A 13,483-nucleotide genomic window follows, 5' to 3' on the forward strand; every position below is an offset into this window, starting at 1 on the left:
ATTTATAATTACATTTATAAATTTTAAAATGGATTTTATTTTAATTTTAAATTTACTTATAAGTATTATTTTGTACACGATTCTAATAGTCTACCTAATTCTATTTACAAGGAATATGAACAGGGTAAATGGTCTGCAGATCACCATGATTATTTTTTCTATTATTATGAATTTAATCGCCATAGAATTGTATAGGCTTACGAATATGATAGAATTATATTTAATAGTTAAGGTATGTATTCTCATGCTATGCATAGGATATTTATCTATTAAAACGAATGGAGAAAGGATTGTAGTTAGCTACTATTGATATGTATAAAAGATTAATTAGAATTTTAACTTTTCACATTTTAATAATTATATTTTGGGGAGTTCTCTTCAGCTTTGGAGATCTTACAGAAAATTTGAAGATTGTTGAGCTTGCGTTTTACATGCTTATGGTTACGGCACTTGTGATTTTCTACACAGAAATCTCAAACAAGGATAAAACTTCTGTTGCAAGTCTATTAAATATTATTTCTCTTGGGGCGATTGCTGCTATTCCAATTAAAGGGATAGAGTGCAAAATAATTCTAATCGCTATAAGTTTAATTTCAACTGGGATCTATATTAAAAAATATTTTATATATAAAAATATAAAGGGCATAAATATCATTCCAATTTCTAATAACTCAGTCTCCATATTTGCGGTAGCAATGGGAATTTTAATTGGAACTCTTGCATACTTATTTGACATCGACAGATTATCCATCGGAATTATTTACAATATTTTGATAATAGTATTTGAGATGCTACTTATATTTTCCATTAGAGAAAGAGAAAATAACTACGAAAAAATATACAAGATGTACTATCTCTCAGACTACATTTCCAAGGAAAGGGACGAATTTGCCAGGGTCATTCACGATGAAATCATCCAGGATATCTATGCTACCAAGAATTATCTTTCGCTAAAAGAGCCAAATATTCCTTTGACGAAGGAGGTACTCACAGACCTTGAGATTAAATCGAGAAAGCTTATGAAATTCTATCAATCGAATATTTTTGAAGGCGGAAGCATTGATATTTCTTTGGAAGAAGTGGTAGAAAATATAAAAAGTCTATATAGAGATAAAAATCTTGAAGTGAACATAGAAGTCTCTGATGAAATTAAGAGTCTAAAGGATGAAAATATAAAGAGGCTCATCCTCATAATCACAAGGGAGCTTGTAAACAATGTGTACAAACATTCCAATGGCTCTTATCTAAATTATAAAATATTTAAAAATGGAAAGGATATTTGTATAAATTTAGAAAGCAACGGCGCAGTTTCAAAAGATATTTTAAATATAGAGAAATCAACTAGAGGAGTCATGGTTCTAAAACTTTTGGTAGAGTCTAACTCTGGAAAGATTAATTATAATTTGGAAAAAGATTTGCTATCAACGACGGTTAAGCTGGAGGTGGAAGATGAAAATTCTATTGCTAGACGATCATAAAATTCTAGGACAATCCATAAAGATGCTCTTGGAAGAGGAGAGAGATGTTACCTGTGATTATATTTCATCTTCAGAAAATTTAATGGAAGCACTAGAAAATAGCTATGATATATTGCTTTTGGATATAAACTTAAAGGCGGAAAAGACTGGGATTGATTTAGTAGAAGAAATCTTGAAGAGATATCCTAAGCAAAAGATAGTCGTATTAACATCATACGATTTGGTAAATTATAGAAAGATTGCCTTTGATCTTGGAGTAAAAGATTTTATAAATAAATCTGTAGAAGCAAGTGAACTAGTGAGTAGACTTAGGTCTGTAAATGGTGGAGGAAAAATTAAAAATTCTCCACAAATTCTAGAAACACTAACGGAAAGAGAAGTAGAAGTCCTTAGAGAAATGATAAAGGGAGAAAATAAAAAGGACATTGCCAAGAAACTATATATCAGTGAGAGAACTCTCTACAATCATATCTCAAATATCTACGAAAAACTCGGTGCGAAAAATATTGTAGAAGCATACAATAGAGCCATGGAACTGGGATATATCGATCCAGTAATGTAAAAAAAGAGCTACGAGAATAGCTCTTTTATATTGTCTTTATAAATGTAAATTTTGATTCTGTTGAGAGTTCTTCTGCAAATTTAAAGCCTTCCAGGTTGAAGTTTTTTAGATCTTCTAGGTTTTCGATTTTATTCCTGCAGATGTAGTTTAGCATAAGACCTCTCGATTTTTTAGAAATGGTGGAGTGGGATTTTAGTTTGCCATCCTTTTTTTCAAAGAAGTCGAAGTCGTAGATTTTAAATTTCTTTCTATCGATTAAATTTGAAAATTCGTCGGAAGCTAGATTTAGAATAGTTTCTCCATCTTCAAATGCGCTATTAAATTCATCCTTCCAGAAATTTTTAAGACTTAGTCCATCGACTTTAATTCCTATGTTCATGTCAAGACGATAGGGACGGACGAGTTTCTCTGGATTGATCGGTCCATAAAATGCTGAAAGGATGACGAGATGTTCGTCTAGGTAAGATTTTTCATCTGAATTTAGAGAATCTATGTCGAACTTCCTAAAGGCAAGTCCAGTATACATTTCGATGGCTCTGTAACTTTCTTCGATGTAGAAATTATCTATATAATTTAAAACCTCATCTGCAACTTTGTCTGAAATTTTGTAGATGTTTTTTATTTCATCTTTATTTAAATTTTTAAGTTCTGATATTATTGTTTTTGTTTTATCCGAGTAGTTTGTAGCTTCTTTATAAGGACTTTGAAAGCTCATTTCTTTACTCGGTGAGAATATTATTTTCATAGGTACCTCCTATAATATTATAGCAAATGATATAATTTATTTAATACGATTATTTCGAGGTGGAAAATGGCAAAATATTTAAGAGAAAAGCCTTCGAATTTTAAATTTAGCCTTCATGATGCGAAGATTATAGATATTGATTATGATTATGGCGAAAATAGACTTACTTTTAAGACTCAAAGCGGTTTTATCGATGTAGAAAGAAACGAAATGGTGGACGGGGAGATCATTTTGGAAGGCGTGTCCTGGGATGATTCCTATGTCTACATCATGGAGTATAAAAATGTTCTAACTGGCAACGTGGGCAGCTTCGTTGGAGAGAAGATGTACCTGGGTGATTTTGTCGGTGCATTTGATTCTAAATTTGGAAGCTTCGATGTGATGAGCGAATATGATTCTTACATGACATATATGTTAAGTGGTTTTTTGAAGAGAGGAAGCGAAGAATTAGAGGCGAATATAGAGATTTTCTATAATGGAGATATTATTTATAATGTGAGAGGGTAAGTTTTTTTTAAAAAACGCAGTTGGGAGGACTTGCTCTTCAGATGTTATACCCGTTCGACTTCAGAGCCTACGGCTCTTTCGCTCAGGGTGACTGTAGTTGGGAGATTTTTCGTAAATAATAATTATTAATCAAAGGGGTTTATATGAATATAATATTTAAAGAAGACTGCATTCCTGAAATGGATGCTATTTTAAAACTATATAATGATGTTGGTTGGACTGCATACACCGACAATCCAGAAGAACTTTTGAATGGAATTAATCATTCTTTAAAAGTTTGGACTGTTTGGGATGGAGATTCCCTCATTGGTCTTGCCCGTGTGGTTGGAGATGGATACACCATCATCTACATCCAAGATATTTTAATTTTAAATAAATATCAAGGAAAGAAAATAGGCAGCAAACTTATTAAGCTTATTTTAGAAGAATACAAAGATATTAGACAGGTGGTGCTTCTCACTGAAGACAGTGAAAAAACTATTGGATATTATACAAAGAATGGTCTTACAGATGTGAGAGATTTAGAGTGCACCGCATTTGTAAAATAGGAGAACAAAATGAAATGTTTAAACTGTAATAATGATATGATAAAGGGAACTGTGGAAGGAGTAGGCCAAGGCGCTGGATCTTTCTACGAGTTTACCTCAGATGAAGAGAAGAAAAAAACTGGAATAGTTGGTTTCTTTACGAGAGATACTGTTTCAATCTCAACCACAATAAGAGAGCAGGACGCTTGGTACTGTCCAAAATGTAAAAAGGTCTTGATGTGGATGGACACGGATAAATAAAATAAAAATACCATCGCTTAGTTAAACGGTGGTATTTTTTATTTAGTATTTAATTTTTATATTCATCTAGCTCGACTAATTTGTCATTTTCCATTATAAATGGATGGGAAGTGGTTTCAGATTTGTAGTCTTTGTACTTATCGTAAAGATATTTAAAACAATCTTCTTTTGTAGCAAACTTGATAGCTTGATAAGGTTCTTGGAAACTTATTTTTTCAATCCAAAGGTAGTGATCATTTCCTTTAGCGAGCACTCCAACGTGACCAATAAATAGTGAATCGTAATCCAAATCATCATGAATTACCACTGAAACCATGGAAATATTATCGTTAAAATTTAAATTGAAATTGGATAGATGCTCTTCCATTTTCTTTCCATGAACTTTATAATCCTTGGTCTTTTCTGTCTTTATCTTGGAAAATATACTATAGAAATTTTCTTTTTCAGCATCATTTAAGATTTTGCTATTATCAAGAGCACTCATATCGAAGGCTAAATCTTCGTTATCGTATGGGATATTTTTAGAACCGATACTATTTTTTAGAAGAACAAAAGTATTTATTCTACAATTTGTGCCAATAAACTCACCCTTTTTAGAAGTCCAAAGCTTATCTATCTTTTCAAAATCATATTCCGGATTTATTTCTGGCTTAAATTCTCCATGTAGGGATGTATTTTCGATTGTTTGATTATAATCTTCTACAAGAGAAGCGAACTGGTCCACATCTTCCTCTTTTAGATATTTTTTAATAGTTTCTGTAACTTCTCCTAAACTTTCTTTAGAACTCATGTTGGACATGGTAGTTTCCTTTGGATTTGCGTTATTTTCTGTTCTTACATCAGTTTTATTTCCACAGGACACAAGAAAGATTAAACAGGTAATTAATATAAGTATTTTTTTCATATTTCCTCCTACATTTATTATATTTTATCAAAGTTAAATTCTCATGGTAGAAAATTTTATAAATTGTTCACGAATTGTTTAATTAACTATTCGATTTTTTAGTTTACTTCGGGTAAATATTTTAAAACATTAATTTTCATTAAGAATAAAATAAATATTTGTAGAAGGAGAAAGAGATGCGAAAGTCCATTATATTAATTATTTTTGCTTTGGTTTTATTCATGACTGGATGCACCAGTTTAGGTGAAAGCAAAGAAAGAACGAATGGCAAAGATATAATTAAAAAGATAAATGAGATAATAGAAAATGAAGAAGAGAAAAATATAGGCACTAATCCAAACGATGGAGTGGATTATAAAGATTCTGATTTAAAGACAATCTACTTGGCGGGAGGTTGTTTTTGGGGTTTAGATGCGTACATGGAAAGGATCTATGGAGTAGCTGATGTTGTAAGTGGTTATGCAAATGGCAAGACGGAGAACCCAACTTATGAAGATGTTTCTCATAAAAATACTGGTCATGCTGAAACTTTGGAAGTTAAATATGATCCTAGTAGATTAAGTCTCGATGAGCTTCTTAATTATTATTTAAAGGTAATTGATCCTACGAGTTTAAATAAACAGGGAAATGACGAGGGAACTCAATATAGAACGGGAGTATATTTTACAGACGAAAAAGATAGGGAAATAATTGAGAAAAAGCTAGAAGATGAACAAGAAAAGTACAAGAATAAAATCGTTGTTGAAGTTAAGAAATTGGAAAATTTTTACAAGGCAGAGGAATATCACCAAGATTATTTAGACAAAAATCCTTACGGATACTGCCATGTTGATTTAAGAAAAGCAAATGAAATTATAATCGACAAGGATAAATATAAAAAGCCAACCGAGGAAATTTTAAAAAGAAGGCTAACGCAGCTTCAATATAATGTGACTCAAAATAGCGACACCGAACAACCTTTTTCTAATGAATATTGGGACAATGAAAAGAAAGGTATCTATGTAGATATAGTTACGGGAGAACCACTATTTGTTTCAACAGATAAATTTGAATCAGGTTGTGGTTGGCCTTCATTTTCAAAACCAATTTCTAAGGATGTTTTAAAGTATAGTAGCGATAGCAGTCATAATATGGATAGAGTAGAAGTGAAAAGTCGCTCCGGAGATTCTCATTTAGGACATGTATTCGAAGACGGACCTAAAGAATCTGGTGGTCTAAGATTTTGCATAAATAGTGCAGCATTAAGATTTGTTCCATTGGAAGAAATGGACAAAGAAGGCTATGGATATTTAAAACATCTAGTTAAATAAAAATTTGCAAATAAAATCCCCTTAATTTAAGGGGATTATTTTAATTATATTTAGTTTCTCTTTCGTGAAGTACGTGGTGAATTTCATTCATATCCACATCTTCCAAAGTTTTATGCTTCCAATTCGGATTATTGTCCTTGTCAATTAAGACTGAGCGGATGCCTTCTTCAAAGTCGCCCCTCAAACTAGAGTCCAAGATATACATCCAATCTCTCTTAAGAGTTTCGACTCTGTCCCAATTTTCTCCAGCCTTTAGCTTTTCAAATTGTAGCGCCATGCTGTAAGGACATACCATCTCAAGTTCTTCTAAACATGCATTGGCAAACTCATCATCTTCATTTTCTTTAAGTGCACTTACTATTTCAAAGACCGTATCCTTGTCGTAGTACTTCTTTATATTTTCTTCGTTGAAGGAGAGATCTGTCTTTTTAGTTGGAAGGTCGTAATCTTTTAGCACATCTTTAAAAGCTGTTATTATTTCTTCTGTGGATTTATTCTCCCTTCCTAATTTGAAAAGTTCTTCCAATAGTTCATCTTTATTATTTTTTTCTACAAGGTAGTCTGTGATTCCAAGATGTTTTATGTCAGATGCAGAAATTATCTTTGAGTTTAGGGTTATATAGTTTGCAGTCGGTCTATCAATTTTAGATAGTACGGTTCCAACTCCTACATCTGGGACGATTCCAAGCTTGGTTTCTGGCATTGCAAATCTCACCGTTTCATCTGCAATTATTATATCTGAGTGCATTGAAAGTCCCACACCGCCACCCATGGAAACTCCGGTCCAAAATGTGATGGTTGGTTTCTTGGTGGTTGCTAGGAATAGATCTAGATCGTACTCCTTTGTAAAATAACTCATAAGACATTTTCTGTCCTTGCACTTTGAAAAAGATTCATATACTTCCTTTAAATCTCCTCCTGCGCAGAAATCTCTTCTATCTGAATTTAAAACGACAATCTTTACATCGTCATTATTTTCTAAATCTCTATAAATATTCAAAAGATCTTCGAGCATCTGTGATGAAAGGGCATTTAGACCTCCTTCTCTCGATAGAGTCACCACTGCGATGTGATCTTTTATATAATGTTTTATCATCCAATTCCTCCTAAATCCTGTTTATTCTTTGTTATTATACCCAATTTGATATTTGTTTTTATAATTTTGCTACTTAAAATAAATCTATGTTAAAATGTACTTATGAAAGAATCATTATTTAAAGAAAAAGTTTTTAAAATTGGAGATTTAATCGTAATCATATCTATCGTTTTAATTGCTTTTGTAATATTATTTTCAACTAGAAAGGGAGCTTTCGTTGAAGGTTCTACAATAAACATAAAGGTAAATGGAAAGGTTGTAAAAACCATCAAGGTGGATGGCAATATGGAAGGCAAGGTTGAACATATTCACACTGAGTTTGGGGACAATGAAATTATGTTTACAAAGCATGGAGTTAAGATGGTTGAATCAGATTGCAAGGACAAACTATGTATGAAGATGGGCGAGATCACTTCTAAGGGAGAGTCAATAGTATGTCTTCCAAATAGATTAGTTATTGAGATTGAGCCTGGAGAAGACGGATTGGATGTGTTGTTACATTGAAAGAGACAAAAAGATTATTATTCATATCACTTTTAGTGGCGCTAGGAATAGTGCTCGGAACATTTGAATCACAAATTCCACTTCCTATTCCGGTACCAGGGGCGAAACTTGGACTATCAAACATGGTGGTTTTGGTAGCTATATATACGCTAGGTTACAGAGAAGGATTTTTAATTATGATTTTTAAATCCATCATGCTCATGCTTGTAACTGGTGCAGTAAGTGCATTTATATTTTCTGCAAATGGGGCACTTTTTTCATCCGTTGCGATGATTCTCTCCCACAAATATCTTAGAAAGTACCTAAGTCCAATCGGAGTTTCTGAAATCGGATCTGCATTTCACAACTTCGGTCAGATTGTAGCTGCGATATTTATTTTAAAGAGCAAGACACTTATTTCATATCTTCCATACTTACTTTTGATGGGGATATTTACAGGATATTTTGTAGGTCTTGCAAGTTACTATATTTCAAAAAATGTTTCAAAACATAAGGAGATAAGATGGAGAAATTAATACTCGCTTCCACTTCGCCGAGAAGAATAGAAATTTTAAAAGATGAGTTTGAAATCGAAACAGTGAAACCACAGATTGAAGAGAAGATTGGATTTGTAGAAGATCCTATTTCCAACTGCATATCTCTCGCCTTTGAAAAAGCTGCGTCAGTAGCTGAGGATTATACAAATGAAACTATTTTGTCTGCAGATACAATAGTGGTACTAGATGACAAAGTTCTCGGTAAGCCAAAGAATAGGGAAGATGCTTTCAAAATGTTGAGGTCTCTTTCTGGCAGGGAACATAGAGTCATAACTGCATTTGCAATTATAAATTTGGATAGAAAAATAAAGTATACTGACTACGTTTCAAGTTCTGTAACTTTTAAAGATTTAAGTGACTCTGATATCGATGAATATTTAAATACCGGTGAATACGTAGACAAGGCTGGCTCCTATGGCATTCAAGGAATAGGAAAAGTCTTAGTTTCTCACTACGAAGGAAGTTTTCTAAATATAGTTGGGCTACCACTAGAAGAAGTTAAATCTGTAATCAAAAAGATAGATGAGGGAAGATTAAATGGAATTTAATGAGAGTTTAAAAAATTTAGAAAAAATTGAAAAGGTTGATGTGGCTAAGAAAACCATCAAGGATCTTCCAATAGAAGATCGTCCACAGGAAAAACTATTTGCGGAAGGAGAAGCATCTCTTTCCAATGCAGAGTTAATCGCCCTTATAATTAGGACTGGCACGAAAGAAGAAACTGCTGTGGAACTTTGTCAAAAACTTTTAAATGCCTATGGTGGAATCGGTGAGCTTACGAAACTTCGTCCATCGGATATCATGAAGATCAAGGGGTTTGGACCTAGCAAGGCTGCTATGGTATCTGCAGCTCTTGAACTAGCAAGACGAATATCTACAGTTTCTAAATTTGAAAAACTCCTTCTAAATAATCCAATGGCAATCTATGAATTTCTAAGCCCGCAGATGAGCCATCTTCCATACGAATCATTCCGTGTACTTTCACTTGATACAAAGAAATGTCTCATAAAATCTAGTGAAATTTCTAAAGGAACATTGGATGCGACTGTGGTCCATCCGAGGGAAGTATTTAGAGAAGCTATCGAAGTAAATGCACATTCAATCATCATAAGCCACAATCATCCATCGGGAGATCCTGTTCCTTCTCAAAAGGATAGAGATATCACAAACATACTTTTAAAAGCTGGAGATATTTTAAACATAGAACTTGTGGATCATATTGTAATCGGAAGAGGAAAGTACTTCAGTTTTAGAGAAGAGGGGATTTTATTTTGATTTACATTGACTCAAAATCTGAACAAATTTTTATATATAGAGATAGGCTCGAAGAAATATTTGAATTTGGAGAGAAAAATATCCTAGATAATATTTATTTGGGAAGGGTAGTGGAATACAATTCGTCCCTAGAAGCCTACTTCGTGGATATTGGAAGGACCAAGGTCTATCTCAAGAAGAGTGACTCTGGTCCTTTAAATATAGGTAGTAAGACTCTCCTACAGATAAGTAAAATGACAGAAGATAAATTTCCAAAGGCGGTGGTGGACTTCACCATTCCGGGAAGGTACATGGTTAAAATAGGAGGAGAAAATAAATTTTCTAAGAAATTATCCAAAGAAGAAGTAGAAGATTTAAAGAAATATAGTTTTGAAGGAGTGCTCTTTAGAACGGAAGCTAAATCTGCCACAGAAGAAGAACTTTTAAATGAATATGAAAAAATTAACTCCATCTACAATATGGTAGGTTATGAAAAAGATTTTGAACCTGCACCTAGACTTTTATACAGAAGAGATGTGGTGGATGAAGTGGTAGGTCGCTATGACGAAGACATCATAACAAACGACAGAGAAATCTACAAAAAATATAAAAATAATTACAAAATCGAATATGACAAGAATTTTGAAATCAAGTATTCGAAGATTTATCTCGATTATTTAAAATTATTTGAAGAAAAAGTTGAACTGAAATCCGGTGGAAATATCGTAATAGAAGACACCACAGCCTTAACAGTCATAGATGTAAATTCTGATAAAAATTGGGATACTAGCATGAAAAATTTAGCTTTATCGACCAACAGAGAAGCCATAGAAGAGATTATGTGGCAAGTAAAACTTAGAAATATCTCTGGAATAATCATTGTTGATTTTATAAATATGAAGGACCAAAAAGATAGGGAAAAGATTCTAAACTTTGCGAAAAAATTAAATAGCACAATGAATCTAAAACTTAGCATCCACGGATTTACAAAACTGGGATTACTCGAAATTTCTAGACAGAACATGGGAGAAAGAAGAAAGTTCGATGAAGTATAAAAAAATTGTAAAGGCTAAATTTATAAGAAAACTCAATCGTTTTACGGCGGAAGTGGAATTAGATGGAGAGATAAAACTCGCCCATCTTCCGACCACTGCAAGACTGAGAGAACTTTTGATTCCGAAAGCGACCTGCTACTTGGAGGAAGCTACAAATAAAAATAGAAAGACTCCCTACACAATTACATCCATAGTTAAAAATGGTGAGATTTTAAATATTGTCTCCACAGTTGCCAATGATTTGGTCTATAACTCCATAGTAAATGGAGAAATCCTAAGCAATTTAAAGATAAAAGACTTGAAGAAGGAAGTTAAATTTTCTCATTCTAGATTTGACATGGGATTTACGACAGAAGATGGGAAAGAAGGATTTATAGAGGTAAAATCTGTAAATTTAAAGAGAAATAATATCGCTATGTTTCCGGGCTCACCGACACAAAGGGGAAGAAAACATCTAAAAGAGCTATCTCATGCGAAAAGAGAAGGAAAGATTGCTGTCCTTGTCATAGTAGTACTTTTTGAAGAGATGGACTACTTCACTGCAAATATTGCAACGGATCCGGAATGGTCAAAGGAGCTCTTAAATTCAATCGGTGAAGGTGTAGAAATATATGCTTACAACTCCAAGGTAAAAGAAGATTCGATAGAGATAAAAGAAGAAGTGAAAGTAGATCTAGGATATTCAATAGAAAAAGGCGATGAAAAAAATAAATTTCTATTTAAAAAAGATGAAGATGTCCTAGGAAGTTTTAAACTTACAAAAGTAAAAGAGGCTTTAGAAAATAATTTTACAAGAAATGAAGCTGAAGATTATCTACTACTCTCAGAAGTAGAAATATTAGATAAATCTGAAAAATCAGTTGAACTTGTGATTTCATTTGTAGAACAGTTAACTTCAGATAAGAAACTCGATATTTTAAAGATTGAAACAAAAGAAAATGATAGAGATAAATTTTTAGAAAAAATACTTATAAAAATCGGATATGAAGAATTAAATTTAAAGGATAATAGTAGCAGAAAAATATTTAAAAAATTTGTCGATAAATAGATTATCGTTTACTATTGACTTTAATTCTCAATATGATACTATATTAAATAGAAGAATATGTTGAGAGGAGAATGGTATGAAAGACGAAATAACTGAATCTATAATAGAATGTGGAAAAAATGAATTTCTTGAAAATGGATTTGAAAAAGCATCTTTACAAGAAATTTGTAAAAAATCAAATATAACTACTGGAGCATTTTATAGAAGATTTAAATCCAAGACCGACCTCTTCGAAACTATCGTATCTCCGTCAGTACTCTCAGTTAAGAATTTGGTTTCATCTCCAAACGATGATGTGCCAACCTTTATAAGAAAAGTTTTGAATGGCAATCAAGATGAGGACACACTACTTAACTTCTTTGAACACAGAGATAATATTATTCTTTTATTAAATGCTGCAGAAGGCACAAAGTACGCGGAATTTTTCCATAATGTAGCTAAATCTATGTCAGATGTTGCTTATAAATACCTATCTTCAATGGAAGAAGCACATGAAATATCAGAAGAAGAACTACATATCTTTATGTCTAGCTACTTACAAGCTATATTTGAAGCGGTAGTACACGCACAAAATAAAGACGAATACAGAACTTATGTAGAAAATCTAAATAAATTTTATAATTGGGAAAAGATTTTAACAGACTAACTTTGACAAGCCTATTTTAATATGTCAAAATGAAACTAGAATATTTTGGAGGTCAAAATGAAGTTAGTATTATTAAGACATGGACAAAGCGAGTGGAACAAACTAAATCTATTCACTGGATGGAAAGATGTAGATCTTTCAGAAAAAGGAGTAGAAGAAGCTAAATCTGCAGGAAGAAAATTAAAAGAAGCTGGTATCGAATTTGATATCGCCTACACTTCATACTTAAAAAGAGCCATAAAGACATTAAATATCGCTCTTGAAGAGATGGATAGTCTCTATATAGAAACTGTTAAAACCTGGAGATTAAACGAAAGACATTACGGCGCACTACAAGGACTAAATAAAAAAGAAACAGCAGAAAAATACGGTGATGAGCAAGTGCATATCTGGAGAAGGTCTTTTGATATAGCACCACCACTTATGGACAAAGACGATGAAAATTCAGCTCACAGGGATAAAAAATACAGAGATTTTCCACAAGATGTAATCCCAGATGGAGAAAGTCTAAAGCTAACTTTGGAGAGAACATTGCCATTTTTTATGGATGAGATTGGACCAAGTTTAATCGCTGGCAAAAATGTGCTAGTGGCAGCCCACGGCAATAGTTTAAGATCCATCACAAAATACATTGAAAATATCTCCGACGAAGAGATAACTTCTGTTGAAATCGCGACAGGAGAACCAATCGTATATACACTAGATGAAAATTTAAAAATAATAAAAAAAGAAATTCTATAATATAAAATATAAACCAAAGGTAAATTTATCTTTGGTTTTTTATTTGGAAAGACATGAATTTTTAGAAAAGCATAAATTTAATATAATAACTAAAGTATCGTAAAATTCCTTTAAATCATTTCTTTTCTGTATTATAATAAAAGTAATGGGTAAATTTATAAAAAAGTTCGATTCTCTTATTATAGAGATGCTTAACAAGAAGATTAAATGTTCCTTCTTGGACATTTTCTTTAAAAATTTTACAAACATATGTGGTCCAGTATTTCTAACGATAATGACGGCTTTACTAATACTTATTTCTAGTACGAG

17 protein-coding genes and 1 pseudogene are annotated in these 13,483 nt (G+C 32.5%); 15 read left to right on the forward strand and 3 right to left on the reverse strand.

The features are described from left to right. The 3 genes and pseudogenes from HMPREF9225_RS10405 to HMPREF9225_RS05095 form a co-directional block, all read left to right on the forward strand. Positions 1–310 (forward strand): annotated as a pseudogene (locus tag HMPREF9225_RS10405) (hypothetical protein); the annotation flags it as partial. 94 nt (positions 311–404) lie between these two features. Continuing rightward, positions 405–1,478, forward strand: coding sequence for a sensor histidine kinase (locus HMPREF9225_RS05090; protein WP_211203942.1), 1,074 nt, complete (start codon positions 405–407; stop codon positions 1,476–1,478). After that, positions 1,450–2,040: a response regulator transcription factor gene (locus HMPREF9225_RS05095; protein WP_008901882.1), complete on the forward strand. Its 591-nt coding sequence runs from the start codon at positions 1,450–1,452 to the stop codon at positions 2,038–2,040. Before HMPREF9225_RS05090 ends, HMPREF9225_RS05095 begins: the two co-directional genes overlap by 29 nt. Positions 2,041–2,065: 25 nt before the next feature. On the opposite strand, the gene yaaA is transcribed toward HMPREF9225_RS05095, so the two are convergent. Further along, on the reverse strand, positions 2,066–2,785 hold the full coding sequence (yaaA, locus tag HMPREF9225_RS05100; protein ID WP_008901883.1) for a peroxide stress protein YaaA: 720 nt from the start codon (positions 2,783–2,785) through the stop codon (positions 2,066–2,068). Between the two features lie 66 nt (positions 2,786–2,851). On the opposite strand from yaaA, the gene HMPREF9225_RS05105 reads away from it, so the two are divergent. From HMPREF9225_RS05105 to HMPREF9225_RS05115, 3 genes are all read left to right on the forward strand, one after another. Then, positions 2,852–3,292 carry a hypothetical protein gene (locus HMPREF9225_RS05105; protein WP_008901884.1) on the forward strand — a complete coding sequence of 147 codons (441 nt, stop codon included), beginning with the start codon at positions 2,852–2,854 and terminating at the stop codon, positions 3,290–3,292. 143 nt (positions 3,293–3,435) lie between these two features. Continuing rightward, entirely contained in the window at positions 3,436–3,840 is a 405-nt protein-coding gene (locus HMPREF9225_RS05110; RefSeq protein WP_008901885.1) for a GNAT family N-acetyltransferase, read from the forward strand. A 9-nt stretch (positions 3,841–3,849) separates the two neighbouring features. Continuing rightward, positions 3,850–4,080, forward strand: coding sequence for a PF20097 family protein (locus HMPREF9225_RS05115; RefSeq protein ID WP_008901886.1), 231 nt, complete (start codon positions 3,850–3,852; stop codon positions 4,078–4,080). A gap of 49 nt (positions 4,081–4,129) precedes the next feature. Here HMPREF9225_RS05115 and HMPREF9225_RS05120 read toward each other — a convergent pair whose 3' ends face one another. Continuing rightward, a complete protein-coding gene (locus HMPREF9225_RS05120) occupies positions 4,130–4,984 on the reverse strand; it encodes a DUF4300 family protein (protein WP_008901887.1) in 855 nt (284 codons plus the stop codon). Between the two features lie 176 nt (positions 4,985–5,160). Here HMPREF9225_RS05120 and msrB point away from each other — a divergent pair, with 176 nt between their 5' ends. Beyond that, complete coding sequence (gene msrB, locus HMPREF9225_RS05125) at positions 5,161–6,294, forward strand: peptide-methionine (R)-S-oxide reductase MsrB (RefSeq protein WP_008901888.1); 1,134 nt, start codon at positions 5,161–5,163, stop codon at positions 6,292–6,294. A 40-nt stretch (positions 6,295–6,334) separates the two neighbouring features. Here the strand turns inward: msrB and HMPREF9225_RS05130 are convergent, their stop codons facing one another. Beyond that, positions 6,335–7,390 carry an enoyl-CoA hydratase/isomerase family protein gene (locus HMPREF9225_RS05130; RefSeq protein ID WP_008901889.1) on the reverse strand — a complete coding sequence of 352 codons (1,056 nt, stop codon included), beginning with the start codon at positions 7,388–7,390 and terminating at the stop codon, positions 6,335–6,337. Between the two features lie 102 nt (positions 7,391–7,492). Between HMPREF9225_RS05130 and HMPREF9225_RS05135 the strand changes: the two genes are divergently transcribed. From HMPREF9225_RS05135 to gpmA, 8 genes are all read left to right on the forward strand, one after another. After that, positions 7,493–7,894 carry a NusG domain II-containing protein gene (locus HMPREF9225_RS05135; RefSeq protein ID WP_008901890.1) on the forward strand — a complete coding sequence of 134 codons (402 nt, stop codon included), beginning with the start codon at positions 7,493–7,495 and terminating at the stop codon, positions 7,892–7,894. Further along, positions 7,891–8,409 carry a Gx transporter family protein gene (locus HMPREF9225_RS05140; protein WP_008901891.1) on the forward strand — a complete coding sequence of 173 codons (519 nt, stop codon included), beginning with the start codon at positions 7,891–7,893 and terminating at the stop codon, positions 8,407–8,409. The genes HMPREF9225_RS05135 and HMPREF9225_RS05140 overlap by 4 nt, the downstream gene beginning before the upstream one ends. Further along, complete coding sequence (locus tag HMPREF9225_RS05145) at positions 8,397–8,978, forward strand: Maf family protein (RefSeq protein WP_008901892.1); 582 nt, start codon at positions 8,397–8,399, stop codon at positions 8,976–8,978. The genes HMPREF9225_RS05140 and HMPREF9225_RS05145 overlap by 13 nt, the downstream gene beginning before the upstream one ends. Next, the gene (gene radC / locus HMPREF9225_RS05150) at positions 8,968–9,705 is read left to right on the forward strand and encodes a RadC family protein (protein WP_008901893.1); all 738 of its coding nucleotides are present in this window, start codon (positions 8,968–8,970) and stop codon (positions 9,703–9,705) included. Before HMPREF9225_RS05145 ends, radC begins: the two co-directional genes overlap by 11 nt. Then, on the forward strand, positions 9,702–10,739 hold the full coding sequence (locus HMPREF9225_RS05155; protein WP_008901894.1) for a ribonuclease E/G: 1,038 nt from the start codon (positions 9,702–9,704) through the stop codon (positions 10,737–10,739). The genes radC and HMPREF9225_RS05155 overlap by 4 nt, the downstream gene beginning before the upstream one ends. Continuing rightward, the gene (gene sfsA / locus HMPREF9225_RS09810) at positions 10,729–11,787 is read left to right on the forward strand and encodes a DNA/RNA nuclease SfsA (protein ID WP_008901895.1); all 1,059 of its coding nucleotides are present in this window, start codon (positions 10,729–10,731) and stop codon (positions 11,785–11,787) included. The genes HMPREF9225_RS05155 and sfsA overlap by 11 nt, the downstream gene beginning before the upstream one ends. Positions 11,788–11,863: 76 nt before the next feature. Next, positions 11,864–12,433, forward strand: coding sequence for a TetR/AcrR family transcriptional regulator (locus tag HMPREF9225_RS05165; protein ID WP_008901896.1), 570 nt, complete (start codon positions 11,864–11,866; stop codon positions 12,431–12,433). 57 nt (positions 12,434–12,490) lie between these two features. After that, a complete protein-coding gene (gpmA, locus tag HMPREF9225_RS05170; protein ID WP_008901897.1) occupies positions 12,491–13,174 on the forward strand; it encodes a 2,3-diphosphoglycerate-dependent phosphoglycerate mutase in 684 nt (227 codons plus the stop codon). Positions 13,175–13,483 lie beyond the last annotated feature (309 nt).

Source organism: Peptoniphilus duerdenii ATCC BAA-1640 (assembly GCF_000146345.1).
Classification (GTDB): domain Bacteria; phylum Bacillota; class Clostridia; order Tissierellales; family Peptoniphilaceae; genus Peptoniphilus_B; species Peptoniphilus_B duerdenii.